Origin of the sequence: Microbacterium sp. NPDC076895, from assembly GCF_040687115.1 — a bacterium.
Lineage (GTDB): Bacteria > Actinomycetota > Actinomycetes > Actinomycetales > Microbacteriaceae > Microbacterium.
Genome location: NZ_JBFBMQ010000002.1, coordinates 19,954 through 44,014, shown reverse-complemented (window position 1 = coordinate 44,014; position 24,061 = coordinate 19,954). Strand labels below are relative to the sequence as shown.

The following is a 24,061-nucleotide window of genomic DNA, read 5'->3' as shown; positions in this document are numbered from 1 at the left end:
GCCACGGGGCACCGGCGTATGCTTCTCGTTCGTGACTTCCCGCGCGGCGTTGACGTCGTCGACGCGACGAGGCTGGTGGCGACCCCACCCGGCCCAGGTGATCGTGTTCGGCTTCGCCGGCGCTGTTCTCGCCGGTACTGTACTGCTTCTTCTCCCGATCTCAGCGGCCGACGACCGCAGCACCAGCGTCGTAGATGCGCTGTTCACGGCGACCTCGGCGGTGTGCGTCACGGGCCTCACGGTTCTGGACACGGCGACGCACTGGAGCGGTTTCGGGCTCGTCGTCATCATGCTGCTGATTCAGCTGGGTGGCCTCGGGATCATGATCTTCGCGTCGCTCGTCGGTCTGCTGATCGCCCGACGGTTCAGCGTACGGGCCCGCATGACGGCAGCCGCCGAGGCGGGAGCACTGTCAACCCGCGATGTGAAGGGTCTCGTCCGTGGCATCGTGCTCATGTCGCTGGTGATCGAGGCTGTCGTCTTCGTCTTCCTTTTTCCGCGGTTCTTCTTTCACTATGGCTACGGCGTCGGCGAGGCAGCGTGGCACGCCCTGTTCCACTCGGTGTCGTCGTTCAACAACGCGGGGTTCGCGCTCTACACCGACAACCTCATTCCTTTTGCCGCTGACCCGTTCATCGTGCTGCCGATCTGCGGCGCGGTCATCCTCGGCGGGATCGGATTCCCCGTCCTGCTCCAACTGCGCAAGGAGTTTCGCAAGCCGCTGCACTGGAGCATGAACACCCGGATCATGCTGTGGGGCACTGCCGTGCTGCTGGTCGCCGGAACGGTGTACATCACGGTTCTCGAATGGTCCAACGAGGGCACATTCGGCACTTACCCGCCAGCCGATCGGGTGTTGATGGGTTTCTTTCACTCGGTTCAGACCCGCACCGCCGGTTTCAACTCCGTCGATATCGGTCAGATGCACGACGAGACCTGGCTCGGCATGGACGTCCTGATGTTCATCGGGGGAGGACCCGCCGGCACGGCGGGTGGAATCAAGGTCACGACCTTCGCGGTGCTGTTCTTCATCATGTGGACGGAACTGCGTGGCGAGGCAGCGGTCAACGTCTTCGGCAAGCGACTTTCTCGCGCGGTGCACCGGCAGGCGATCACCGTCGTTCTCGTCGCGCTCGGCGCCGTGATGGTCGCCACCATCACGCTCATGATCATGACCGGGCGCGGTCTCGACGAGATTCTCTTCGAGGTGATCTCCGCGTTCGCTACCGTCGGCTTGAGTACCGGTATCACTGCCGACCTGCCAGCGGGCGGCGATATCGTCCTCGTTGTCCTCATGTTCCTCGGCCGCCTCGGTCCCCTCACCCTCGGGTCGGCGCTCGCACTGCGCGAGCGCCGCATCCTGTATGAACTTCCCAAGGAAAGGCCCGCCATTGGTTAGGTTCGCCCTCTTCGCCGACTCCTCCCGGCGTATCGCCGAGGCAGATTCCGTTGCCGTGATCGGGCTCGGGCGCTTCGGCAGTGCCCTGGCTCTGGAGCTGATGGCAGCGGGCACGGAGGTCCTGGGCATTGACACCGACGAAGACCTCGTCCAGTCGCACAACGGTGAACTCACGCAGGTCGTGCGCGCCGACGCCACGAAAGAAGAGGTGCTGCGTCAGCTCGCCGTCGATGAGTTCGACCGTGTCGTCATCGCGATCGGCCAGGACCTCAAGGCATCCATCCTCACGGCATCCCTGCTCATTCAGTTGAAAGTGCCGGTGATCTGGGCCAAGGCTGTCGACGACCAGCACGGTCGAATCCTCGAGCAACTCGGCGTGCATCGCGTGATCTACCCCGAAAAGGACATGGGTAGGCGGGTCGCCCACCTCGTTCGAGGCGCGGCCAAGGACTATCTCGAGATCGAGCCGGGGTACTCGCTGGCCAAGATCACGACTCCCGATCTGATCGTCGGGACGCCCCTGGGTCAAACCACGCTTCGCCGCAAGCACGGCGTCACGGTGACCGCCTTCAAGCACGCCGAAGAGACGTGGATGAACGCCGACAACGAGACCGTCCTCGCTCACGGCGACAGCATCCTGATCGTCGGCCCCACGGATCGCGTCGAGGCCTTCGCCCAGCTTCGCTGACTCGCGTATGAGAGCGGACGCGAATGCGCAACTCTAGCGGTCGAGGGCGGCGAAGCGCTCGATGTCGCTGTTGGTGCCCGACACGATGATGAGGTCGTGGTTAGTCACCACCGTGTTCGCTTCCGCGTAGCGGAACGGCTTGCCGGGACTCTTCACCCCCACGACCGTGACGTTGTACTTCGAGCGAACGCCCGACTCGTTGAGTCCCACGCCGCGGATGAACTTCGGCGGGTACATCTTGGCGAGCACGAAGTCGTCGTCGAAACGGATGAAGTCCAGCATCCGCCCGCTCACGAGGTGCGCGACGCGCTCGCCGGCTTCGCGCTCAGGGTAGATCACGTGGTTGGCGCCGACGCGGGCGAGGATCTTTCCGTGCGACTGCGATACCGCCTTCGCCCAGATCTGCGGCACCTTCAGGTCCACGAGGTTGGCGGTGATGAGCACTGACGCCTCGATCGAGGACCCGACGGCAACGACGGCTACCTGGAAGTCCTGGGCGCCGATCTGCTTGAGGGCATCGATGTTGCGGGCGTCTGCCTGCACCGTGTGCGTGACACGCTCCGACCACTTCTGCACGAGCTCCAGGCTCTCGTCGATTGCGAGGACCTCGCGCTCGAGACGGTCGAGTTCACCGGCGCAGGCGGCGCCGAATCGTCCGAGTCCGATGACGAGGACGGGGGAGTCGCTTCGGATGCGCTCAACCAACGATGGGCCTTTCCACGGGCAGCGAATACAGCTGCGAACGGGATGTCGCGGCCACGGCCGCGGCGAGTGTCACTGTACCAACGCGTCCCATGACGATCGTCACGGCGAGGACGTATTTCGCCGAGTCCGGCAGGGTCTCGGTCAACCCGGTCGACAGGCCAACCGTGGCAAAGCCCGAGATGACATCGAACAGCACCGAGGCGACATCCGCCTTCGTGATCTGCAGAATGATGACCGTCGAGACGGCGACGATCGTCGATCCCCAGGCGAGCACCGAGAGCGCCACCCGCAGGACATCGCTCGGGATGCGGCGGCGGAAAACCTGCGTCGAGTTGCGTCCCTTTGCCTCTGACCAGACAGCGAGGGCGATGACAGCCAGTGTGGTCACCTTGATGCCGCCGGCCGTGGAGGCCGAACCGCCGCCGACGAACATGAGCATCATCGCGACGATCTGGCTCGATCCGTTCAGCTCCGACATGTTGAGGACGGCGAATCCGCCCGATCGGGTCATCGCCGACAGAAAAAACGACTGCATCGTCGTATCGGCGGCATCAAGACTGCCGAGCGTCGCCGGGTTGTTGAACTCCAAGCCCAGGAAGACGAGCCCGCCCACGACGAACAGGGTGGTCGTCGTGATCAGGGTGAGCTTGGTGTGGAGGGGCCACCGACGGATGTGCCAGAGCTCCCGGCGCAGCGCGAAGATGACGGGAAACCCGATCGACCCGAGGAAGACCCCGCCCATCAGGACGAGGAGGACCCAGTAGTTGTCGGCGAACGCGCCGACCCCCTCGACGTTGGGCGTGAAGCCGGTGTTCGTGAACGCCATCGCGGCGTAGAACGGTGCCTCCCAGAGCGCGACGTTCCATTCGATGCCCGAAGCCAGCATCCCGGGATACAGCAGGACGGCGACGACGAACTCGATCACGAGGGTCGAGAGGGCCACCACCCGCAGCAGCGCGCCGATATCGCCCAGCCGCACGGTCTGGCTCTCATTGACCGGGCCGCCGTGGCTGCGCAGGGGATTGGTGTCGCTCGCGGCGATGAGTTTTGCCCGCAGGCCCAGTCGCCGCGAGATCACAAGCCCGAGGATGGAGGCGAGCGTGAGGACGCCCATCGCGCCGATCTGCACGCCGATGAAGATCAGCACGTGCCCGAACGGTGACCAGTGGGTGGCCATGTTCACGGTTGCCAAGCCCGTCACACAGATCGTCGAGACTGCCGTGAACAGCGCGTCGGCGAACGCCGTCACCTGCCCGTTCGACGAGGCTATCGGAAGGGAAAAGAGCCCCGTGAAGATGAGGATCAGACCGACGAACACGAAGATCGCGAACCGCGACGGTGAGTTCTGAGCGACGGTGCGGAACAGCTCGAAGAGGCGGTGCCCGAGGGTGCGCAGAGGATGCGGCGTCGCACGCACGCCTTCAGACATCCCCACCCTCCCTGGTGTCTCGCTCGGTGGCTCACGCGGTAGCGCTGTCGGCCGGATCGCTCACTCATGCTACTGCCGGGCGCGCACGCGACTACCCTGAACACATGGCGGACATCTTCGACGTGATCGCAGACGGCACCCGGCGCGACATCCTGCGGCTCTTGCTCGACCGCGAGTCCGCGTCCGACTCGGGTACGAGTGTGTCCCAGATCGTGAGTGAGCTTGGTGTCAGCCAACCCACGGTCTCCAAACACCTGAAGGTGCTGCGCGATGCCCATCTCGTCTCCGTTCGGGAGGAAGGGCAGCATCGCTACTACAGCCTTTCGCCAGAACCCCTCGACGAGGTCGACGATTGGCTGGTGCCGTTCCTGACCACCGAGGACGACCTCGAGTTCGAGCTGCCTGCCGCACTGTCTGACTCTGCGGCGCACGCGGCCGAAGCGGTGGGCCGCGCCGCAGCATCCGCCAAGTATGCCGTCACCAACGCCTGGCGCAAGCTCCCCGGCCGGTAACCACTCACGTCACACGAGTCACACCGGTTTACACGCGTCTCGCGCAGGCTCTAGAGTGTTCGCTACCGCCGGTGCGTCGTTCCGGCGCGCTGGGCGTGGAAAGGGGAGGCCATGGCAGAGCTGCCGGATGTGCGCTTCCTGACGGTCGCTGAGGTCGCTGACCTGATGCGGGTGTCGAAGATGACCGTCTACCGTCTGGTGCACAGCGGCGAGCTGCCGGCAGTGCGCTTCGGACGAAGCTATCGTGTACCGGAGTCTGCGGTGACAGCAGCCCTTCAGCGGCCCATCGCCGACGTCGGCTAGACTGATCCGAGGCATTTTTCCATTCATGCCCGTTCCCGGGCGAGAACGCACGCCGCGTTCGACGCCCAGACCCCGACATTGTGAGGTTTTCCGTGGGTTCTGTCATCAAGAAGCGCCGCAAGCGCATGGCGAAGAAGAAGCACCGCAAGCTGCTTCGCAAGACTCGCCACCAGCGCCGCAACAAGAAGTAAGTTGCGGCCACCACACCAAGCGCCTGTCCGAGGGACGGGCGCTTCGTGTTTGTGGACACGGCGCTGACGGCATCCTGTCTGCCGCGCGCCCGCCGCACGGAGGTCGGCAATCTCGCCGAGGTAGGCGGGCCTGGGCAGAATCCGTCCTACCTTGCTGATAGGTCCTACGTCGGCGATTCGCGCCGGGCGTCTTCCGTGTCGCCATCGGCGTCATCTGACGCGTCATCCTGAATCGGGATTGCGTTGGTGTATTGGGCGGCGCGCGCCTCTCCCTGCGCGCTCCCCGAGAACAGCCCCTCCACGGCGCCGGTGTTCGTGCTTTCGGCCTCGGTGGCTTCGGCGGGCTGCGTGACCATGATCCGCTGCACCGGAAGTGCGTCCGGATTGGTGCTGCGCACCCAGGCGACCATCTCTTCGCGCACCAGGCACCGTAGGTCGAAGAGCGTCCCCGCGTTCGCGGCGGTGACCAGGATACGTACCCGCACCATTCCGCCGGTGGCTTCGGTCACCTGGAGCACTGCCGTGCGCCCGTCCCACAACTCGGTCTCGCCGACCACGCGCTGCAGGTGCTCGCGCATGCGGGCGGTGGAGATGCGCCAATCCACGTCGAGCTCCACGGCTCCCAGCAGTTCGCTCCCCTTGCGCGTCCAGTTCTCGAACGGCGTCGTGGTGAAGTACGTGCACGGCAACACGAGGCGGCGGTCATCCCAGAGGTCGAGGACGACATAGCTGAGGGTGATCTCGCCGACGCGACCCCACTGGCCGTCCGCGACGACGACATCATCGACGCGTAGGGCCTCGCTGAAGACCAGCTGGATGCCGGCGAACATGTTGGCGAGCACGGACTGTGCCGCAAGTCCCGCGACAATCGAGGCGATACCGGCCGATGCCAGAACGCTGGCGCCGAATGCCTGGATCGACGGGAACGTGAGCAGCGCCGCACCGATGGCGAGGATGACGATGATGACCACGGCGACGCGGCGGAGAATCAGCACCTGGGTGCGGATGCGTCGAGCGACGCGATTGTCGGGCACATCGATCCGGTAGTGGCCGAGTGCCATTTCGGTGGCAAAGCGCACCAGCTCGATCAGCAGCCACGCCGCCGCCGCGATGGAGCCGATAGTCGCAGCGCGGTCGATGACGGCATCCCACGCCGCATTCTCGGCGGCGTTGCCGCCCGCTAGCCCCAGCGGGAAGAAGCGGTCGACGGCGATCCACAGGGCAATGATCAGGATGATCGTGCGAAACGGCCGCCGTACGTAGCGCACAAAGCTCTGGCCCCATGACCGTCGCCGGAGCGCGAGCTTCACGATCCCCGAGACGATCACGGTCAGCACCAGCGCGGACACGACGGCGACGACAACGGCAATCGCAAAGGTCAGCCAGGGTCCGAGGGTCGCTGTCGTCGCATCGACGACGTCTGTCGCGCTCTGCCAGTCGTGCGGGCGCAGGTTGAGCATCCGTTTCTCCCTCCGGGGCCTTCGTCCACGCTACGGGGCGCACCGGGGGCACCCGCAAACCGTGCGCCAGGAACACAGGAGGCTCGGAGGATCGCCGCCCCCGTACGATGGCACCGTGACGACAGTGACTCTCATCGGCCGCGACGGATGCCACCTGTGCGATGTCGCGCGTGGCGTGATCGACCACGTCCTCGCCGATCTCCCCGACGAGCAGGCCGATGCGGTGACGGTCACGGAGCTTTCCATCGATGATGACCCGGCGTTGTCGGAGCTGTGGTGGGAGAAGATCCCGGTCGTGCTCATCGACGGCGACTTCCACGCGCACTGGCGCCTCGACGCTGCGCGGTTGCGTGCGGCGTTGGAGAAAGCGGATGCCACGCCCCGGGCCCAGGAGGTGTCGCGATGACGCTGCGTCATGTCGTGATGTGGACGATGGCTGCAAGCGATGCCGCCACGCGCGCGGAGCACGCGGCCGAGGTCGCGCGGCGGCTGAACGCCCTGGTCGGCGTTGTTCCCGAGATCCGCGCGTTGTCGGCCGGTGCCAACAGCGAGTATCCGGACGTCAATGCGGATGTCGTCCTCATCATGGATGTCGACGATCTCGATGCCCTCGAGGCCTACCAGGTGCATCCAGCCCACGAAGACGTCGCCGCCTACATCCGCAGCGTCGTGGCATCCCGTCACGCCGTCGACTTCGTCATCTCGTCGCGGCGCTCACGGTCCTAGACGAGGCGTCGCCGCAGGGCGTCGAGTTCGGCATCTGTCAGTCCACCTGAGCGCAGGTAGCCGGCAGCGCCGTCGTAGTTTGCATCCACCCACTCCAACGCGGTGAGGATCGCGACCGGCGGCGTCGCGGCGACGAGATCATCCAGCGCGGGTGTGCGGGGGAGTCCCATGGCCTGCAGCATGCCGAACATGCGCTCGGTCCAGGGGCCAGCGAGGTTTCGCTCCGAGGAGGCGTAGTCATCGACGATCGCGGCTCGTTCCACGCCGACGGCGTCAAGGATGAGCGCAATCGCGACGCCTGTGCGATCCTTGCCGGCCGTGCAGTGCACGAGCACGGCGCCGTCGGATTCGGCTACCGTGCGCGCCGTCTCGGCGAAGGCGCTCGCGCCGTGCTGCAGCATCGAGACATACAGATCGGGCAGTGAGGGGATCTGGGCCAGGGCTGCCTCGATCGCGCGGGATACGGCCTCGGGATCACTCTGCTGCGATGCGGAGCGCAGCACCTCCTGAGCCAGCCCGGCCATCGCTCCCTCAAGCACGCCGAGCTGAACGACGCGCGGGGGCCGCGTCGCAGGCAGGATGTCGGGCCCCATCTGACGCTCCATGTCGGTCCGGAAGTCGATGACGACCTCGATGTCGCTCGCGGCGAGTTGCTCCAGACCCCGAGGTGTCAGGCCGCTGAGGGCGTCCGACCGGTACAAGACCCCGGCCCGCGTGCGATCACCCGACCCCAGGGGCAAGCCGCCGATGTCGCGAAAGTTGTGTGTCCCCTCGGGGCGCACGGGTGAGAGATCGGATGCCGGAGCTGCGGTCATCCTCCCAGCGTAGGCGTGACCGGCACCCGGCTCAGGGCGCGAGGCGCGTGGGGCCGCGGAAGAGGAACGTCACCTCGCGGATGGAGGATTCGCCGAGTAGCAGCATCAGAAGGCGCGCGAGGCCCATCCCGAAACCGCCGTGCGGCGGGACGCCGTAGCGGAAGAAGTCGAGGTAGTGCTCGAGGCCTGCGACATCCAGACCCTTCTCGGTGGCCTGCGCCTCAAGAACCTCGACGCGGTGCTCGCGCTGCGCGCCCGTCGTGATCTCGGTGCCGCGGTAGAGCAGGTCGTAGCTCTTGGTCATCCCGGTCTCGGGGTCACGCATGTGGTAGAACGGCCGGATCTCGGGGTGGTAGTCGGTGACGAACACGAAGTCGTGGTCGTACGTCTCTTTCACGTATGCCGACAGCTGACGTTCGCCTTCGGGGTCGAGGTCGCCGTCAGCGCGGGGGATCTCGTACCCGCGGGAGGCGACGATCGACCGGGCCTCGGCAAGGGGAATGCGGGGGAACGGCAGCGTCGGAACCGTGACCTCGAGCCCGAACAGCTCTTCGATTTCAGCCCCGTGCTTTTCCTTCACAGCCGCGATAGCCGTCTGCAGCAACTCTTCCTGCATCCGCGCGACGTCTTCGTGCGAGTCGACCCAGCTGATCTCGGCGTCGATGGAGGTGAACTCGGTGGCGTGACGGCTCGTGAAGCTCGGGTCGGCACGGAAGGCATCAGCGATCTCGAACACCTTGCCAAAGCCCGCGGCCTGCGCCATCTGCTTGAAGTGCTGGGGGCTCTGCGCCAGATACGCGGTCTGGTCGCCGAAGTATTCGAGCTGGAACAGCTCAGCCCGCGACTCGGCGGGGCTCGACATGAGCTTGGGGGAGTGGATCTCGATGTAGTCGCGCTCGATCCAGTAGCTGCGCATCGCGTGCTCAAGCGTGGTCTGCACGCGGAAGATCAGGTTGTTGCGGGCCTGACGCAGGTCGATGAAGCGCCAGTCCATGCGCTTGTCGAGCCCGCTGTCTGCGGCGATCGGGGTCTCGGGGTCGGATGCCGCGGCGATCTCGAGAGTGTGGATCTTGATCTCGACGCCCCCGAGCTTGACGCGCTCGTCGTGCTTGAGCTCCCCCGTCACGGTCAGGAAGGTGCCCGTCGACAGCGCCGAGATGGTCTCGGTGAGGGCAAGGGCTGCGCGAGCCGCGTCGTCGGCATCCTCCGACAGCTCCCGAGTAGCGGGGTTCACCAGCTGAACGGCGCCGGTCTCATCGCGCAGGACGACGAACTGCACCTTCTTCTGATCGCGCACTGTCTCGACCCATCCGGAAACGGAGACGGTGCCCGCGGGCAGTTGCTTGAGCTGGTTGACCAGGACGCGTTCACTCACGAGCGCCCAGTCTACGGGCCGGTGCGCCGCGAACCGCCTGCGCCCTAGGATGGGCCCGTGAGCGACCCGAAAGACCCCGTCTTCCGCATGGATCCGAGCTCGTTCCGCGTGCAGGAGCCCGAGCGGGCCGAGCACGCCGACGTGCCGAGCGAGACGGATGCCGCAGACGAGGGCGCCGCGGGCGATTCCGCCGAATCCGCGACGCCGGTCGCCCCTCGCCCCCGCAAGCCCCGCCGACCCCTACGGTGGGCCGATCTCATCGTCTCGATCGTGCTGCTTCTGCTCTTGGCGGCAGCAGCAGTGACGGCATCCGTTTTCGGGGCGTTCCTGACCTTTGCATCGGACTCGTGCTCACCGACAGGGTGCAACTTCAACGTGATGACCATCGGCATCTGGGTTGCGGTGCTCTCGCCATGGGTCGTTTACCTTGTCGCGCTCGCCGGCTCGATCGTCATGATCGTGCTGCGTCGAATCTCGTTCTGGATCCCGATCACCGCATTCGTTCTCATGATCGCGCTGTGGCTGATCGGAGCCGTTCTGGTCTGGGCGGGAACCTGACCTGATCTGCCACACACAGGCGGTGTCCAGCCGGCTGTAACCTGGCGCCCGTACCGTGGCGGGGTGCATACCGCGACAGCAGACGGCTCCTGGCTGACGCACCTCGTCGACTGGTCGGTCTCGCTGATGGAGATCATCGGACCGGCGGGTGCGGGTCTGGCGATCGCGCTCGAGAACATCTTCCCTCCGCTGCCGAGCGAGGTCATTTTGCCGATGGCCGGCCTCTCGGCAAGCCGCGGCTCATTCTCACTCGCGGAGGCTCTGATCTGGACGACGCTCGGTTCGGTCGTGGGTGCCTTCCTGCTCTACGGCCTCGGAGCCTGGCTCGGTGTGGACCGATTGCGCGCCATTGCGGCGAAGGTTCCGCTGCTGCGTCCGGATGACATCGACCGCACCGTCGCGTGGTTCCATCGTCACGGCGGCAAGGCGGTGTTCTTCGGACGCACGGTGCCGATCTTCCGCAGCCTGATCTCGATCCCCGCAGGGGTGACACGGATGCCGCTGTGGAAGTTCGGTCTGTTGACGTTTGCAGGCAGCGCCCTGTGGAACACGATCTTTGTTCTCGCCGGCTTCCTGCTCGGCGAGGCATGGCCCGTGATCGAGCGGTACGCCGACATCCTGCAGTACGTCGTGATCGCCGCGGTGGTCGGGGGAATCGCCTGGTTCCTTGTCGTTCGTATCCGCGCGCTCCTGGCCGATCGGCGCGCGGGCGATCCGGAGCCGTCCGCCGACTGAGCCGCCCTCTCTCTCAGCCCTCGCAAAGAGAACCCCCACGTAGACTGGGGATGTGCCCGCTGACCGTGTCCATCTCGTGCGTCACGGGGAGGTCTTCAACCCGAATCGGGTCCTGTACGGACGACTCCCCGGCTACGGGCTGAGCGACGACGGACGCGAGATGGCCGAGCAGGCAGCCGCGTGGATCGGTGGACTCCAGCGGCCGCTGTCTGCGCTGATAGTTTCGCCTCTCCAGCGGGCCCAGGAATCGGCGCAGCCCTTCATTGAGCGGTTCGGCCTGCGGGCGACGACGGACGAGCGTGTCATCGAGCCGACCAACGTCTTCGAGGGAAAGCGCATGAAGCGTGCCCTCATGAACCCTTTGAACTGGCGCTACCTCGCTCGTCCCGCGGTGCCCAGCTGGGGCGAGCCGTACGCCCAGGTCGTCGCCCGGATGGATGCCGCCATGACGGATGCCTGGGGCGAGGCCGACGACGGCGACGTTGTCGTGGTCTCCCATCAGCTCCCCATCTGGGTGACCCACCTCGCGGTTGCCGGGCTTCCGACCCAGCACGACCCGCGCCACCGGCGGTGCGCCCTGTCGAGTGTGACGAGCTTCGAGCGTTCCGGGGACGGATGGGTCGAGGTCGACTATGTCGAGCCGGCGGCGACATCCGATGCCATCGACGTCGGGGCGGTCTGAGATGACGATCCGTCGTCACCGCAAGACGGCATCCGTGGCGCTTGTCCTGGCCGGCGCTCTCGCGCTGGGCGGAGCGCTCGCCGGGTGCACGGCCGATCCGCTCGCCGAGCAGTACCGAGCCGGCGACAACAAGGGTTTCATCGCGCAGAACGGAATGGAAGCTGTCACGATTCCCGTGGATCAACGCTCTGCGCCACTGAACTTTTCGGGTGTCACCGATACCGGCGAAACGGTGACGAACGATGACTACCGCGGCAAGGTGCTCGTCGTGAACTTCTGGTACGCCGCGTGCGCGCCATGCATCGTCGAGGCGCCCGAACTCGAGGCTGCATACAACGAGGTCGGTGGAGCGGATGTCGCGTTCCTCGGCCTCAACACCTCCGACGAGGCGCCGACCGCGCGCTCGTTCGCCGAAGACAACGGCATCAGCTATCCGAGCCTCATCTCGGTCGGTGACCGTGAACTGAAGCTCGCGTTCGCAGACGCGACGCCCCTGAACGCGACTCCAGTGACACTCGTCATCGACCGCGAAGGCCGCGTCGCGGCTCGGGTCATCGGGGCAATCTCGAGCTCGTCGATCCTCACGACCCTCGTGAAGGAAACACTCGCGGAGAACGGATGAACGTCAGCGAGCTGATCGGAGGCGGAGCCCTCTGGGTTGCCGTCCCGATTGCGTTGGCGGCCGGCATCCTGTCGTTCCTCTCGCCGTGCGTGCTGCCTCTGGTGCCCGGCTACCTCGGGTTTATCGGTGGCTCAGTCACCTCGACCCGCAACGACCAGGGGATCCCGGTCCCGAGCCGGGCTCGGCTGCTCGGGGGCGTTGCTCTCTTCATCGCCGGCTTCACCGTCGTGTTCATGGCGATCACGATCCTTGGCGGTGCGCTCGGTCAGTTCTTCATCCGATACGGCGACCTCATCACCCGGATCCTCGGCGGCGTGATCATCTTCCTCGGCCTCGTTTTCATCGGCCTGTTCGGCTTTGCGCAGCGTACGATCAAGCCGCAGGTGCAGGGCAACATCGGACTCATCGGGGCTCCGCTGCTGGGACTCGCGCTCGGCCTCGGCTGGGCTCCGTGCATCGGCCCGACCCTGGCCGCGATCACCGCGCTGTCCTGGAACTTCGGCGACCCCGGGCGCGCAGCACTCCTCGGCCTGACGTACTCGCTCGGACTCGGCATCCCGTTCGTGCTGCTCGCGCTCGGCCTCGGCTGGGCGACCACCGCCGTCACGTTCCTGCGGCGCCACATCCGCGCGATCAACATCGCCGGCGGCATCCTGCTGGTGCTGCTCGGGGTGCTCATGCTCACCGGCGTCTGGACGACCCTCATGATCTCGCTCCAGGGGGTGCTCGCCAATGTCCCCCTCCCGCTCTGATGACGTGACCGTCGATCCGCTCCGACCGTCGGATTACGCCGATGCTGGTGGTGCGGATGCCGGTGGTTCGTCCTCCGACGACACCGTCACCTCGCCCGCGCTGGGCGTTGTGGGATGGGCGCGGTGGGGATGGCGCCAGCTCACCAGCATGCGCACGGCGCTGCTCCTGCTTCTGCTGCTCGCAATCGCGGCGATCCCGGGGTCGCTCGTACCCCAGCGCAGTGCCGATCCCAACGGCGTGACGCAGTACTTCACCGACAACCCCGACCTCGCGCCGATCCTCGACGGGCTCCAACTGTTCGACGTCTACACGTCGGCCTGGTTCTCGGCGATCTACATCCTGTTGTTCATCTCGCTCATCGGATGTGTCATCCCGCGCACGCAGCACCACTGGAAGGCGCTGCGGGCCCGGCCCCCGCGCACTCCTGCACGTCTCGAGCGGCTCTCGACGTATCGCGAGACGTTGATCGAAGGGGCGGATGCCGACCCCGCAGCCTATGCGGCCGACGCTGTGGCTCTCGCCGAGCAGCAGCTGCGCCGCGGTGGTTACCGCACCGAGCGGTACGACACCGATCGTCGGGGCGCCCCGAGCTTCAGTGTCTCGGCAGAGCGCGGCTACCTGAAAGAGACCGGGAACCTCATCTTCCACGGCGCGCTCGTGGGCGTTCTCATCGCGGTCGGAGTCGGCGGAGGCTTCACCTACACCGGCCAGACCGTCATCATCCAGGGCGACACTTTCACGAACGCTCTCGTGGACTACTCCTCGTTCAATCCGGGGCGCTTCGTCGACGAGAACTCTCTCGTCCCCTACGCGATGACGCTCGACGAGTTCAGCGTCAGTTACGTCGCGCCCGATGAGAGCGGGGCGGGTCAGGCCGGAGACTTCGTCGCGCGCCTCACCACCCAACGCGCGGGCGAGGAGCCGACTGCCGGTGAGGTGCGGGTGAATCATCCGTTGGATGTCGCCGGCGATCGGATCTTCCTCATGGGCAACGGATACGCGCCGACCATCACGGTTCGAGGTCCCGACGGCGAGGTCGTGTACTCGGCATCCGTTCCGTTCCTGCCACAGGACCGCAACCTCACCTCGCTCGGTGTCGTCAAGATTCCCGACGGGCTGCCCGAGCAGCTCGGACTCGTCGGCTTCTTCTACCCGACAGTCGCGGAGCTCGAGAGCGGCGCCCTCACGTCGGGGTGGCCGGCACTGGTCTACCCGGAACTCACGTTCAACGTTTTCGAGGGCGACCTCGGGATCGACGGGGGCATCCCGCGCTCGGTGTACGCCCTCGACACCACCGACATGACCCAGCTCACCGGCGGAACCACCGGGGTCGACTCGATCCGGCTTCTGCCCGGGGAGACCGCCGAGATTCCCGGCGGCCGGGGAACGGTCACCTTCGAGGATGATTCGGCCGTGACTCCCGCCGGCGAGCCGGTCAAGCGGTTCGTTTCGCTCTCGATCCACCGCGATGCTGCCGCGACCTGGGTTCTTCTGTTCGCCTCGATTGCCGTCGCCGGGCTGCTCGCCGCCCTGTTCGTGCCCCGCCGCCGCGTGTGGGTGAAGGCGACTGTGCAGGGTTCTAACGTGCGCCTCGAGTACGCGGGGCTCGCGCGCGGCGAGGACCCGACGTTGGATGCCACGGTCGAGCGATTCGCCCGGGACCACGGTGCAGCGCTCGCGGGGCGTAGCCCGGACGAGCGCACGTAAACTGGCACCATGCCCGTCGATTCAGCGCTGTCTCTCGAGTCGGTCTCATTCCTCCTCGTGTGGACCGCCATCTCGATCTATGCGCTCGCGTTCATCGCGTACGTCGTTGACCTGTCCCGCCGTTCGGCGGTAGCCGTCGAGCGCTCCGGCCAGCGCGAGCTCGTCTCGGTGGGTGCCGGCGCGGCATCCGTGGACGGCGCAGCGGATGCGGCATCCGCTGTCGAGGAGCTTCGCGCCGAAGGGCGGGCGGCCGAGGAGAACCTCAACGCCGCGCCCGGGCGCCGCACGCGCCTGCTGTGGGCGCGCATCGGAACGAGCCTGACGTGGCTCGCCTTCCTGTTCCACCTCGGCGGCGTCATCACCCGCGGCATCGTCGCCGGCCACGTGCCGTGGTCGAACATGTATGAGTTCGCGCTCACGGGAACGATGCTGATCGTCGCCGTCTACCTCGGGGTGCTCTTCCGCTACGACCTCCGTTTCCTCGGATCGCTCATCACGGGCATGGTCGTGCTCATGCTCGGCGGCGCATCGCTGCCGTTCACGTTCTATGTCGAGGTCGTGCCGCTGGCCGATCCGCTCAAGAGCGTGTGGCTCGTCATCCACGTGTTCGTCGCGTCGCTGGCAACCGCACTGTTCGCGATCGCGTTCGGCCTGTCGGTGCTGCAGCTCATGCAGGCGCGCCGCGAGCAGCGAGCGATCGCCGCCGTCGGCACCGGCGCGACGGTGCGCAGGGGCCCCGGCTTCCTACGGACCCTTCCCGGCTCGGAAGCACTCGAATCGCTGGCCTACCGCTTTGCGATCATGGGCTTCGTCTTCTGGACCTTCACCCTTATCGCGGGATCGATCTGGGCCAACGACGCCTGGGGCCGCTACTGGGGCTTTGACACGAAGGAAGTCTGGACCTTCGTGATCTGGGTCCTCTACGCCGGCTACATCCACGCCCGCGCGACGCGCGGCTGGCGCGGCTCACGCTCGGCGTGGCTGTCGATCGTCGGGTTCACCGCCGTGATCTTCAACTTCACGATCGTGAACATGTTCTTCAAGGGTCTCCACGCCTACAGCGGCCTCAGCTGAGGCTTTGGCCGGCTCGCAGCATCCGGGCCGGTTCTGCGTCTGGCCCCGCCTTTCGGTCGCGCCTTCCTGTGGGCTTCAGGCACCCATACCCACGCCAAGGCGCGACTGAACTGCTCGGTACGGGTGCGACGGGCGCGACGGATGCTGCGGCGCGCAAACGGCGCGTCATCCTTCGGTCGCGCCTTGACGTGGGGGCTGGGGGGTGAGACCCGCGCGAGGACGCGACCGAAAGGGATGTGCAGCCGGGGCGGCTAGCTTGTGGCGGGGGTGGCGAGGATGGCGCGGGCTGTTGTGGTGCGTTTTGTGGCGACCGCCAGGATGGTGGCCGCGAAGGCGAGGCCGCCCCAGATCACGAGACCCGCGATCCCCGCGCTCACGCCGCCCGAACCGGTCAGTGCGCCGAGCATCGCGTTGTAGGCGGGCGATACCGGCATGACCGCGTCTACGGCCGTCAGCACCCCAGGAACTGTGGACACGATCCCCGTCGCAACCGCGAGGACGCCGACAAGTGCCGCGATCCAGCGTCCCGCCCCGGCGAAGACCGCAACGAGGGCCTGGTTCACGGCCGCGAAGGCGACACCGACCAGGATGCTGACCCCGGCGAAAATCGACCAGTCGCCCCAGTCATAGCCCGCAGAGATCTGCACGATCCCCGCCACGAGCAGACCCTGCACGGCGCCGATCGCCGCAGCCGGGGCCAGGGAACGCAGAGCGAGCAGGACCGACGGTGACCGGGAGGCGAGCGTGCGAGCGGGGAACGCACGCAGCACGACGAACGATCCGAGTGCGCCGAACCACAGGGCGAGCGCGGTCAAGAGCGGAATCGCCGAAGCGCCGAACAGGTCGGATCCGACGCCTTCTGCCGCGACGGGGTCAGCCACAATTTCCGCCAGGCTCGCGGCCTGAGCATCCGTATACGACGGGAGCTGCTCGACCGCGGTGTGCAGGCCATCCGCGAGGGATCTCGTGCCATCGGCGAGCTGTGTCAACCCGTCGCTCAGAGTCGTTGCGCCGGTGGCCGAGCGGGCGGCGCCGCTCGCCCATGCGTCAGTCCCGTCCGCCCACTGCGACACTCCCGCTGCGAGAGTGGACGTCTGCGAAGAGATCGTCGACGCGCTGCCTGCCAGGCTGCCGACACCCGCTGCGGACTGCTCGACACCACTGGCTACCCCAGCGATACCCGCCGATAGCTGCGTCGCTCCGTCGGCAAGGGCCGTGACCTGAGCAGGGAGCTCGTTGATCTGCGCGAGTCCCGTCGCGATCTGCTGCGAGTTGTCGAGGATGTTGTCGATGGTCGGCAGCGCCGCCGTAGCGTCGTCGGCGACCTGCTGGAGGGTATCGCACACGTTTGCGGGCAGGCTCTGCGCATAGCAATCCGACGCGATCTGCTGAAGCTGCGCGGCCCGGGCAGCGGCATCATCCTTCAGCTGAGTGCTGTTGTCGGCGACCTCCTGCGCGGCATCGATCACGGACTGTGGCACGCTGATGCCCTGCACCTGGTCGGCGAACTGCCGCAAGCCCCCCGCGATCTGCTGGCTGGGCGCGACCAGGGCGTTAGCTCCGCCGGAGAGTTGGTTCAGCCCCGCGGAGGCCTCGTTGGCCCCTGCTGCCCAGGCGGCCTGGCCGCCGGCGAGCTGGTTCGCGCCGTCGGCGATGCCATGCGCAGCCGACGAGAGTTGACCGGCGCCCGAGGAGAGTTGCTGCAGCCCGCTCGCGAGCTCCGCGGACCCGTCAGCCGACTGCTGAGCGCCGTCGGCGAGCTGGTCGGCACCGTCGGCTGCCTCGCCGAGTTGGTCGCCGAGGGTTGTGAACCCCAGGAAGACGTTCTCGAGGTACTGGGTCGAGATCGCCTGCCCGGTCAAGGATGCCGCGGTCGAGGTGATCTGGGCGGTGATGGCGTCATCGACGATGAGGCTGTCGGGTGGCGTCGTCACCTCGATGGTCGCCTGCTCAGGGATCTCGCCGGGTCGCGTCGAGGTCGCCGCGGCGGAGAAGTTCTCGGGAATCGTGACGATCGCAGCGTACGTGCCGTCGGCAAGGCCTGCCGCGGCATCCTCGTCGTTGGAGATGGTCCAGGTCAGGTTGCTGTCGGCGTCACCCGAGCCCTCGACCAGCCCGGCCGAGAGCTGACGACCCAGCGGAACGTACTGTCCCTCGATCGTGACAGGTTGGTCATCGTTCACGATCGCGGCGTTCATCGCATCGAGTCGCGACGTGGGGTTGTACAGGGCGATCACGAGGATGCCGCCGATGAGCGCGGGTAGCAGGATGACGCCGAGAATCGTCAGCCAGGTGATCGGCCGCCGGCTGCGGGCTCGTTCAAGGGGAATGCTCATGAGTGCTCCTCCGCAGATGCGGGAACTGTCGAATCGGTCCTTGCTGACACGGTGATCGAGCGCAGATCGCGGCGATGGGCTTCAGCCATCAGACCCAGGGCTGCACCCTCGTGCTGGGCTGAGGCCAGGATCGTGAAGGGGGAGGACGCATCGCCGGCGCGTTCGCGGCGAACAAGCGCAGCATCGCGCAGGAGCGCTGCCCCCTGGTCCCGGATGGCACCACCCTCTAGTCGGTCGACGCCGTCGATCACGACGATCCGCGCCGATCCGCGAAGTGCGTGCGCGAGCTCGGTGAGAGGATCGTCCGCGTCCGCGAGGAGCGCGACTGCCACGTGCGAGCGCACCCAGGCAGCACGTTCGGGAAGCAGGTGGCCGGCGACGCGGAGCCGCCCGCCGGTGGGAGCGAGGCGGCCCGCCACCGTCAGCAGCACAGCCCGCGAAGCGCGGGGGTCGCCGGTGACGATGACGGTGTCGCCGAACTCGACACGGGTCGTGACCCCGGCGAAGACATCGATGTCGCTTCCGTGTCTCGATCCGTAGGCGCGCAGCGCCAGGTCCTCGGCAACGACAGCCGCTGTCGTGTTCGGCTCAGGCCAGTTCGTAAGCGAGAGTTCCCGCTCCACGGCTTCGCCTTCGATATCGAAGTGCGGAAGCACGCGATGCATCCACCGCGGCATCCACCAGGCGTGCTGTCCGAGTAGCGTCATGACCGCCGGAACAAGCGTCATACGCACGAGGAACGCGTCGATCGCGATACCCGCGGCAAGGCCCAGCGCGATGGGTTTGATGTTGATGTCGCCTTCGGGGACGAACGCGGCGAACACCGCGAACATGATGATCGCGGCGGCTGTGACCACGCGGGCGGATGCCGTGAATCCCGACCGGACGGCGCTGATCGCCGTCGCGCGGTCGGCCCTCCCGCCGCGGGCGCGCCGCAGATGGACGTAGTCCTCCCGCATCCGCGACACCAGGAACACCTCGTAATCCATGGCGAGACCGAAAAGGACCCCCATGAGGATGATCGGCATGAAGCTGATCACGGGGCCGGTCTTGGACACGTGGAGGGCGTCGGCGAAGACTCCCCATTCGAAGACCAGGGCGACGATCCCGAACGCGGCAGCTACCGAGAGGAGGTACCCCGCGGCTGCCTTGAGGGGAACCCAGATCGATCGGAAGACGATCGTGAGCAGCACGAGCGAGAGACCCACGACGAAGATACCGAAGGGCAGGAGCGCGCCGCCGAGCCGGTCGGAGATGTCGATGGCGATCGCGGTGAAGCCCGTGACCTTCAGGTCCACGCCGTATTCGTCAAGGAGGCGATCGTGCTGTGCGCGCAGCTCTCGCACGAGTTCTGCCGTGGCGGGGTCATCGGGCGCGGTCTCGGGAACGATCTGCACGATCCCGGTGTCGGCGGTGCGGTTCGGGGTCGCGAGCGCGACCTCCTTCACGCCGGGGATCGTCGCGATGTCGTCGCCGAGGTCCTGCATGAGGGTCAACGGGTCGGTCGAGGTGACGATCGTGCCGGTCATGATGAGCGGCCCGTTGGCGCCGGCGCCGAAGTGCTCGGCCACGAGGTCGTAGCTCTGGCGCGCCTCGTTGTCTTCGGGCAGCATCCCGGCGTTGGGAAGGGCGAGCGCGAGGCTGCCGGCCGGTATCGCGAGCGCTCCGAGGAGCGCGACCACCGAGACGGTCGTGACGATCGGATGCCGGGTCACGAGCTTCACCCACGGATTCGTCTTTTTTCCGTGCGTGATGGTGGGTGCGGGTTCTGCCTCCGGTGCGGATGCTGCCGCGGCATCCTCGCGGGCTGATGTGCCGCGTCGGCGTCGCGAGGCTCGCGGTGCGCGTCGGGGCCACCCGGCAACACGGCCCTTCACGAACCCGAGGAAGGCGGGCGTGAGGGTCACGGCGATGGCAACGGCTATCGCCACAGCGACGGATGCCGCGATGCCCATCGTGGTCAGGAACGGAATGTTCGCGAACGAGAGGCCGATGAGGGCGATGAGCACTGTGGCACCGGCGAACACGACTGCGGAACCCGCAGTTCCCGTCGCCCGCGCTGCAGCCTCTTCGGGGTCCACCCCTTCACGGACGGCATCCTGCTGGCGGGAGATGATGAACAGGGCGTAGTCGATACCGACTGCAAGGCCCAGCATGAGCGCGAGCATCGGGGTCGTCGACGAGATAGTCGCGAACGCTGTCGAGACGAAGATCAGGGCCATCGACAGGCCGACGCCCAGGATCGCCGTGATCAGGGGGAGCCCCGCCACGACGAACGACCGGAACGTGACGATGAGCACGACCAGCGCGAGGAGAACACCGAACAGTTCGACGATCGACAGGGTGGGCAGGGACTGGGAGAACAGATCGCCGCCGAGGGCTACCGTCGTGCCCGCGGGAAGCTCCGACTGGAGGGCATCCGTGATCTCAAACAGCTGGTCTTTCGTCTCGTCCGAGACCGAGGAGGCTTGACCTTCGAACTGGAAGCGGACGAGTGCCGCTGATCCGTCATCGGAGATCAGGCCTGAGATCGACTCGTCGTAAGGGTCGCTGACGGCCAGGACCCCGTCGATGCCCTCGATCTGGTCAATCGTTTGCGCGATGTCGTCGGTGAAGGGCGCGTCCTCGACCGTCGTCCCCTCGGGAGCGACGACGATGAACTGCGCGCTCGTTCCCGAGACCTCGGGAAAGGTGCGCTGAAGCTCTTCAAGGCCTGCTTCGGACTCGGTACCGGGAATCGAAAACGTGTTGTCGGTTCCTTGCTGAAAGAGCGCGGCTCCGCCGCCGGCGAGGATCAGCACGAGAAGCCAGGACGTCAGCACCCGCCACGGATGCCGATACGCCCATCTCCCGAGGGCATACAGAGCGGTGGACACGGGTTTTCCTCCGGGGATTCGTCAAAGGGATTCTCGATACACCGGTGTATCCGATACGCATGTGTATCGTAGACGATTGCCGAGGTCCATAGGCTGAAGGCTCGGTGTGAACGCCGTCGAGAGGAGAGCGCAATGTCCGCAGACCACGACGCCGCGTCTCGGCACATCTGGCAGGCAATCGACGGGATCGCCCCCGAGGGCGCGCGCGGTCGCGAACGCACCAAAGCCCGCCTCATGCGCGCGGCATACGAGGTGTTCGCCGAAGCCGGGCTGGATGGAGCATCCGTCGAGGCGATCTGCGAACGCGCAGGGTTCACGCGCGGCGCTTTCTACTCCAACTTCTCCACGAAGGAGGAGCTGTTCTTCGAACTGGTGCGTGCGGTAACCGATCGCAAGCTCGAAGCGGTCTCCGACCGCGTGCGTGGGTTGCGTGCTGAAGACGCCGCGCTCACCCCCAATGAGCTCGTTCAGAGCGTGCTCGATGGCACCGTCGAAGGGCTCTTGGACGTTGTGCTCATGAGCGAGATCCGATTGCGTGCGATGCGCGATGACGAGGCGGCGCGCGCGTATCTTGCGTGGGCGTCGAGTCTCGTCGACCGCGTAGAGGGGATGATCGAGTCGCTCGCGACGTCCTACGATCTGCGTCTTCGCCTGCCTGCCCGCGATGTCGCTCGCCTCGTCCTGACGGTCTGGGAGGATGCGCTCATCAGCGCAGCGATCGAGCGGATCGACGATGACGGGATGCGCCGCCGAGCGGAGTCGCGCACGCAACAGCTGGCGCTCGCGCTCGTCGACACGGCATCCTGATCTGCCGCTGAGGACAGAGGGCGATCTGTTCAGGCCCCGGATGCCGCCAGCAGTGCGTGGCATCGGGTGAGCCGATCCGCCCACCACTGTCCGCGGTCGGCGGGCGCGGCGTGCTCCGTCACCGCTGACTCGTCGACCTCGGGTCGGCGGACGGGAATGGTCCCGTGTTCCGCGCGTAGCGGCTGCCTCGTGACGTCGGCAGCGAGCAAGGAAGCGGTGCCCAGGCCGCAGTCGTAGTCGAGGTCGGGAAGGGCCGCGGCCAGCGCTGCCCCCATCGCCAGCCCCACCGAGGTGTCAAGAGCGCTCGAGACGACGACCGGGAGCCCCGCCTCGGCGACGATCGAGAGTGCGCGGTGCACCCCGCCCAGCGGCTGCGCCTTGATCACGAGCAAGTCCGCGGCGCCCGCCCGCGCTACTGCGAGCGGGTCATCTGCCTTGCGCACACTCTCGTCGGCGGCGACGGGCACCCCCATGTACCGGATGCGGCGCCGAAGCTCCCGCAGCTCATCGATGCTCGCGCAGGGCTGCTCGACATACTCGAGGTCGAACTCGGCGAGCGCGTGGACGGCGTGCTCTGCCTCGTCGAGATTCCACGCTCCGTTCGCGTCGACGCGGATGCGGCCAAGCGCCCCCATCGTCTCGCGCACCGTCCTCACCCGGGCCACATCATCGGCGAGCGTTCCGCCGGGCTCGGCAACCTTGACCTTCACGGTGCGGCATCCGTCGAAACGCGCGAGCACCGCGGGTATGGCATCCGGTGCAACGGCGGGAACCGTCGCGTTCACGCGGATCTCGCTACGTCGCGGCACCGGGGTGCTGTGCCAGCCGAAATCGATGGCTGCGGCAAGCCAGGTGCTGGCTTCGGCATCGTCGTACTCCACGAACGGGGAGAACTCGGTCCAGCCGGCCGGACCACGTAGCAGCATCGCCTCGCGGTGCTCGATGCCGCGGAACCGTGTCGTCAGCGGGAGGGAGACCACGCGTGCGCTCTCGAGCAGTTCGTCCAGCGGCGGAATCGATGGCAGGTGCGAAGCGGCGACCATGCTCTCATCCTGCCCGCAACAGGGCCCCACGGCATCCCGCCGCGCGGGCCCCGAGCGCCGACGCGTCCGTAGGCTGAAGGCATGGTTCTTCTCGACACTCCGGTCCGGCTCGGCGTTCAGGTGCGCCCCCAGCACGTCACCTACCCCCAAATCCGCGACGCCGTGCTCTGGCTCGAGGACTTCGGCGTCGACATCGCCTTCAACTGGGATCACTTCTACCCCCTCAGCGGTGACCCTGATGGCGCGCACTTCGAGTCCTGGACGATGCTCGGCGCGTGGGCTGAACAGACCGAGCGCATCGAGTTCGGCGCGCTTGTCAACTGCAACAGCTACCGCAACGCCGACCTGCAGGCCGATATGGCGCGGACGGTCGATCACATCAGCGCCAAGGGCGGCGCTACCGGTCGGTTCATCTTCGGCACCGGCTCGGGGTGGTTCGAGAGGGACTACCTGGAGTACGGCTACGAGTTTGGGACCGCGGGTTCGCGCCTCGACGATCTCGCCGAGGGGCTCCGCCGGGTCGAGGCGCGGTGGCAGGTGCTCAACCCGGCGCCGACCCGCAAGATCCCGGTCATGATCGGCGGTGCCGGCGAACAGAAGACCCTTCGTCTGGTTGCCCGCCACGCCGACATCTGGCACAGCTTCGTGAAGCCGGATGCCGTCACCAGCAAGCTCGGGATTCTCGAGAAGTGGGCACAGCAGGAAGAGCGCGACCTATCGAACCTCACGGTCTCGAACGAGATCGGCGCGCGCGGCGTAGCCGAGGTTGACGCGCTCTATGACGCCGGGGTGCGACTGTTCACGCTGGGACTCGACGGCCCCGACTGGAACTTCGACGCCGTCAAGCAGTGGGTCGCGTGGCGGGACGCCAAGAACGCGGCGTGATCGGCGGATCCGTCAGCCGACCGGCTCTCCGCAGACGCCGCAGATGCCGCTCGGTGGCACCTCAACGAAACAGTTCGTGCACACGGCTGCAACCCTCTCGGGCACCGACGGTGTCGCTCGGGTGGAGCGGGGTGCTCGCGGCGTCGTGCTCTTTCGGGCGCGTGCGGCCGGCGGAGCCGAGACGGCCGGCGGTGGCGCGACGGCGGGGCGATGCTGGAGGCAGTAGAGCCGCACGAACCCGGCGTGGTTGTTGGGATGCCTGTGTTTGACCGCCCACAGCTCGGTGCGCTCCTTCGGCGGTTCGTCAGCGGGGCATCGCGCGCAGCGGCTCGCCTCACCGGGCATCGCCTCGGAGGCCAGGACCGGGGTCTCGAACGGGA

The 24,061-nt window shown here is 66.8% G+C and carries 24 protein-coding genes; 16 read left to right on the top strand and 8 right to left on the bottom strand.

What is annotated here, in order from left to right; genetic code table 11:
- Nucleotides 1–31 precede the first annotated feature (31 nt).
- Both AB0O89_RS01945 and AB0O89_RS01940 read left to right on the top strand, forming a co-directional pair.
- Entirely contained in the window at nt 32–1,399 is a 1,368-nt protein-coding gene (locus AB0O89_RS01945; protein ID WP_363493748.1) for a potassium transporter TrkG, read from the top strand.
- A complete protein-coding gene (locus AB0O89_RS01940) occupies nt 1,392–2,087 on the top strand; it encodes a TrkA family potassium uptake protein (protein ID WP_300591387.1) in 696 nt (231 codons plus the stop codon). Before AB0O89_RS01945 ends, AB0O89_RS01940 begins: the two co-directional genes overlap by 8 nt.
- 33 nt (nt 2,088–2,120) lie before the next feature.
- On the opposite strand, the gene AB0O89_RS01935 is transcribed toward AB0O89_RS01940, so the two are convergent.
- Together AB0O89_RS01935 and AB0O89_RS01930 are read right to left on the bottom strand one after the other, a co-directional pair.
- Nucleotides 2,121–2,792 (bottom strand): TrkA family potassium uptake protein, encoded by a 672-nt coding sequence (locus tag AB0O89_RS01935; RefSeq protein WP_292710799.1) that lies wholly within the window; start codon nt 2,790–2,792, stop codon nt 2,121–2,123.
- Nucleotides 2,785–4,221, bottom strand: coding sequence for a potassium transporter TrkG (locus AB0O89_RS01930; RefSeq protein WP_363493745.1), 1,437 nt, complete (start codon nt 4,219–4,221; stop codon nt 2,785–2,787). The genes AB0O89_RS01935 and AB0O89_RS01930 overlap by 8 nt, the downstream gene beginning before the upstream one ends.
- 104 nt (nt 4,222–4,325) lie before the next feature.
- Here AB0O89_RS01930 and AB0O89_RS01925 point away from each other — a divergent pair, with 104 nt between their 5' ends.
- The 3 genes from AB0O89_RS01925 (at nt 4,326) to AB0O89_RS01915 (ending at nt 5,227) form a co-directional block, all read left to right on the top strand.
- Nucleotides 4,326–4,733 carry a metalloregulator ArsR/SmtB family transcription factor gene (locus tag AB0O89_RS01925; protein ID WP_363493743.1) on the top strand — a complete coding sequence of 136 codons (408 nt, stop codon included), beginning with the start codon at nt 4,326–4,328 and terminating at the stop codon, nt 4,731–4,733.
- 111 nt (nt 4,734–4,844) lie between these two features.
- On the top strand, nt 4,845–5,036 hold the full coding sequence (locus tag AB0O89_RS01920) for a helix-turn-helix domain-containing protein (protein WP_195692293.1): 192 nt from the start codon (nt 4,845–4,847) through the stop codon (nt 5,034–5,036).
- 92 nt (nt 5,037–5,128) lie between these two features.
- On the top strand, nt 5,129–5,227 hold the full coding sequence (locus tag AB0O89_RS01915; protein WP_003792170.1) for an AURKAIP1/COX24 domain-containing protein: 99 nt from the start codon (nt 5,129–5,131) through the stop codon (nt 5,225–5,227).
- 164 nt (nt 5,228–5,391) lie between these two features.
- Here AB0O89_RS01915 and AB0O89_RS01910 read toward each other — a convergent pair whose 3' ends face one another.
- On the bottom strand, nt 5,392–6,687 hold the full coding sequence (locus AB0O89_RS01910; protein ID WP_363493741.1) for a mechanosensitive ion channel domain-containing protein: 1,296 nt from the start codon (nt 6,685–6,687) through the stop codon (nt 5,392–5,394).
- Between the two features lie 115 nt (nt 6,688–6,802).
- Here AB0O89_RS01910 and AB0O89_RS01905 point away from each other — a divergent pair, with 115 nt between their 5' ends.
- Both AB0O89_RS01905 and AB0O89_RS01900 read left to right on the top strand, forming a co-directional pair.
- Nucleotides 6,803–7,093, top strand: a complete 291-nt coding sequence (locus AB0O89_RS01905) for a glutaredoxin family protein (protein ID WP_363493739.1) — start codon at nt 6,803–6,805, stop codon at nt 7,091–7,093.
- Entirely contained in the window at nt 7,090–7,413 is a 324-nt protein-coding gene (locus tag AB0O89_RS01900) for a Dabb family protein (protein ID WP_363493737.1), read from the top strand. The genes AB0O89_RS01905 and AB0O89_RS01900 overlap by 4 nt, the downstream gene beginning before the upstream one ends.
- On the opposite strand, the gene AB0O89_RS01895 is transcribed toward AB0O89_RS01900, so the two are convergent.
- Together AB0O89_RS01895 and aspS are read right to left on the bottom strand one after the other, a co-directional pair.
- Entirely contained in the window at nt 7,410–8,228 is an 819-nt protein-coding gene (locus AB0O89_RS01895; RefSeq protein WP_363493735.1) for a tyrosine-protein phosphatase, read from the bottom strand. The two genes, AB0O89_RS01900 and AB0O89_RS01895, sit on opposite strands and share 4 nt — an antisense overlap.
- A 31-nt stretch (nt 8,229–8,259) precedes the next feature.
- Complete coding sequence (gene aspS, locus AB0O89_RS01890) at nt 8,260–9,603, bottom strand: aspartate--tRNA(Asn) ligase (protein WP_300591321.1); 1,344 nt, start codon at nt 9,601–9,603, stop codon at nt 8,260–8,262.
- 57 nt (nt 9,604–9,660) lie between these two features.
- Between aspS and AB0O89_RS01885 the strand changes: the two genes are divergently transcribed.
- The 7 genes from AB0O89_RS01885 (at nt 9,661) to ccsB (ending at nt 15,734) form a co-directional block, all read left to right on the top strand.
- Nucleotides 9,661–10,161: a DUF6264 family protein gene (locus AB0O89_RS01885; RefSeq protein ID WP_363493732.1), complete on the top strand. Its 501-nt coding sequence runs from the start codon at nt 9,661–9,663 to the stop codon at nt 10,159–10,161.
- A 126-nt stretch (nt 10,162–10,287) separates the two neighbouring features.
- Nucleotides 10,288–10,896 (top strand): DedA family protein, encoded by a 609-nt coding sequence (locus AB0O89_RS01880; protein WP_363494123.1) that lies wholly within the window; start codon nt 10,288–10,290, stop codon nt 10,894–10,896.
- Nucleotides 10,897–10,948: 52 nt separating this feature from the next.
- Nucleotides 10,949–11,578, top strand: a complete 630-nt coding sequence (locus AB0O89_RS01875; protein ID WP_363493730.1) for a histidine phosphatase family protein — start codon at nt 10,949–10,951, stop codon at nt 11,576–11,578.
- 1 nt (nt 11,579) lies between these two features.
- The gene (locus AB0O89_RS01870; protein WP_363493728.1) at nt 11,580–12,200 is read left to right on the top strand and encodes a TlpA disulfide reductase family protein; all 621 of its coding nucleotides are present in this window, start codon (nt 11,580–11,582) and stop codon (nt 12,198–12,200) included.
- The gene (locus AB0O89_RS01865; protein WP_363493726.1) at nt 12,197–12,952 is read left to right on the top strand and encodes a cytochrome c biogenesis protein CcdA; all 756 of its coding nucleotides are present in this window, start codon (nt 12,197–12,199) and stop codon (nt 12,950–12,952) included. The genes AB0O89_RS01870 and AB0O89_RS01865 overlap by 4 nt, the downstream gene beginning before the upstream one ends.
- The gene (locus AB0O89_RS01860; RefSeq protein WP_363493724.1) at nt 12,933–14,660 is read left to right on the top strand and encodes a cytochrome c biogenesis protein ResB; all 1,728 of its coding nucleotides are present in this window, start codon (nt 12,933–12,935) and stop codon (nt 14,658–14,660) included. Before AB0O89_RS01865 ends, AB0O89_RS01860 begins: the two co-directional genes overlap by 20 nt.
- Nucleotides 14,661–14,669: 9 nt before the next feature.
- Complete coding sequence (ccsB, locus tag AB0O89_RS01855) at nt 14,670–15,734, top strand: c-type cytochrome biogenesis protein CcsB (RefSeq protein ID WP_300591556.1); 1,065 nt, start codon at nt 14,670–14,672, stop codon at nt 15,732–15,734.
- A gap of 251 nt (nt 15,735–15,985) precedes the next feature.
- Here ccsB and AB0O89_RS01850 read toward each other — a convergent pair whose 3' ends face one another.
- Complete coding sequence (locus tag AB0O89_RS01850; protein ID WP_363493722.1) at nt 15,986–18,070, bottom strand: YhgE/Pip domain-containing protein; 2,085 nt, start codon at nt 18,068–18,070, stop codon at nt 15,986–15,988.
- Nucleotides 18,067–20,946 carry an MMPL family transporter gene (locus AB0O89_RS01845; protein ID WP_363493720.1) on the bottom strand — a complete coding sequence of 960 codons (2,880 nt, stop codon included), beginning with the start codon at nt 20,944–20,946 and terminating at the stop codon, nt 18,067–18,069. Before AB0O89_RS01845 ends, AB0O89_RS01850 begins: the two co-directional genes overlap by 4 nt.
- Before the next feature lie 132 nt (nt 20,947–21,078).
- On the opposite strand from AB0O89_RS01845, the gene AB0O89_RS01840 reads away from it, so the two are divergent.
- Entirely contained in the window at nt 21,079–21,753 is a 675-nt protein-coding gene (locus AB0O89_RS01840; RefSeq protein WP_363493718.1) for a helix-turn-helix domain-containing protein, read from the top strand.
- A 29-nt stretch (nt 21,754–21,782) separates the two neighbouring features.
- On the opposite strand, the gene AB0O89_RS01835 is transcribed toward AB0O89_RS01840, so the two are convergent.
- Nucleotides 21,783–22,796: an o-succinylbenzoate synthase gene (locus AB0O89_RS01835; protein ID WP_363493716.1), complete on the bottom strand. Its 1,014-nt coding sequence runs from the start codon at nt 22,794–22,796 to the stop codon at nt 21,783–21,785.
- An 81-nt stretch (nt 22,797–22,877) separates the two neighbouring features.
- Between AB0O89_RS01835 and AB0O89_RS01830 the strand changes: the two genes are divergently transcribed.
- The gene (locus AB0O89_RS01830; protein WP_300591219.1) at nt 22,878–23,681 is read left to right on the top strand and encodes an LLM class F420-dependent oxidoreductase; all 804 of its coding nucleotides are present in this window, start codon (nt 22,878–22,880) and stop codon (nt 23,679–23,681) included.
- The last annotated feature ends 380 nt before the right edge of the window (nt 23,682–24,061 follow it).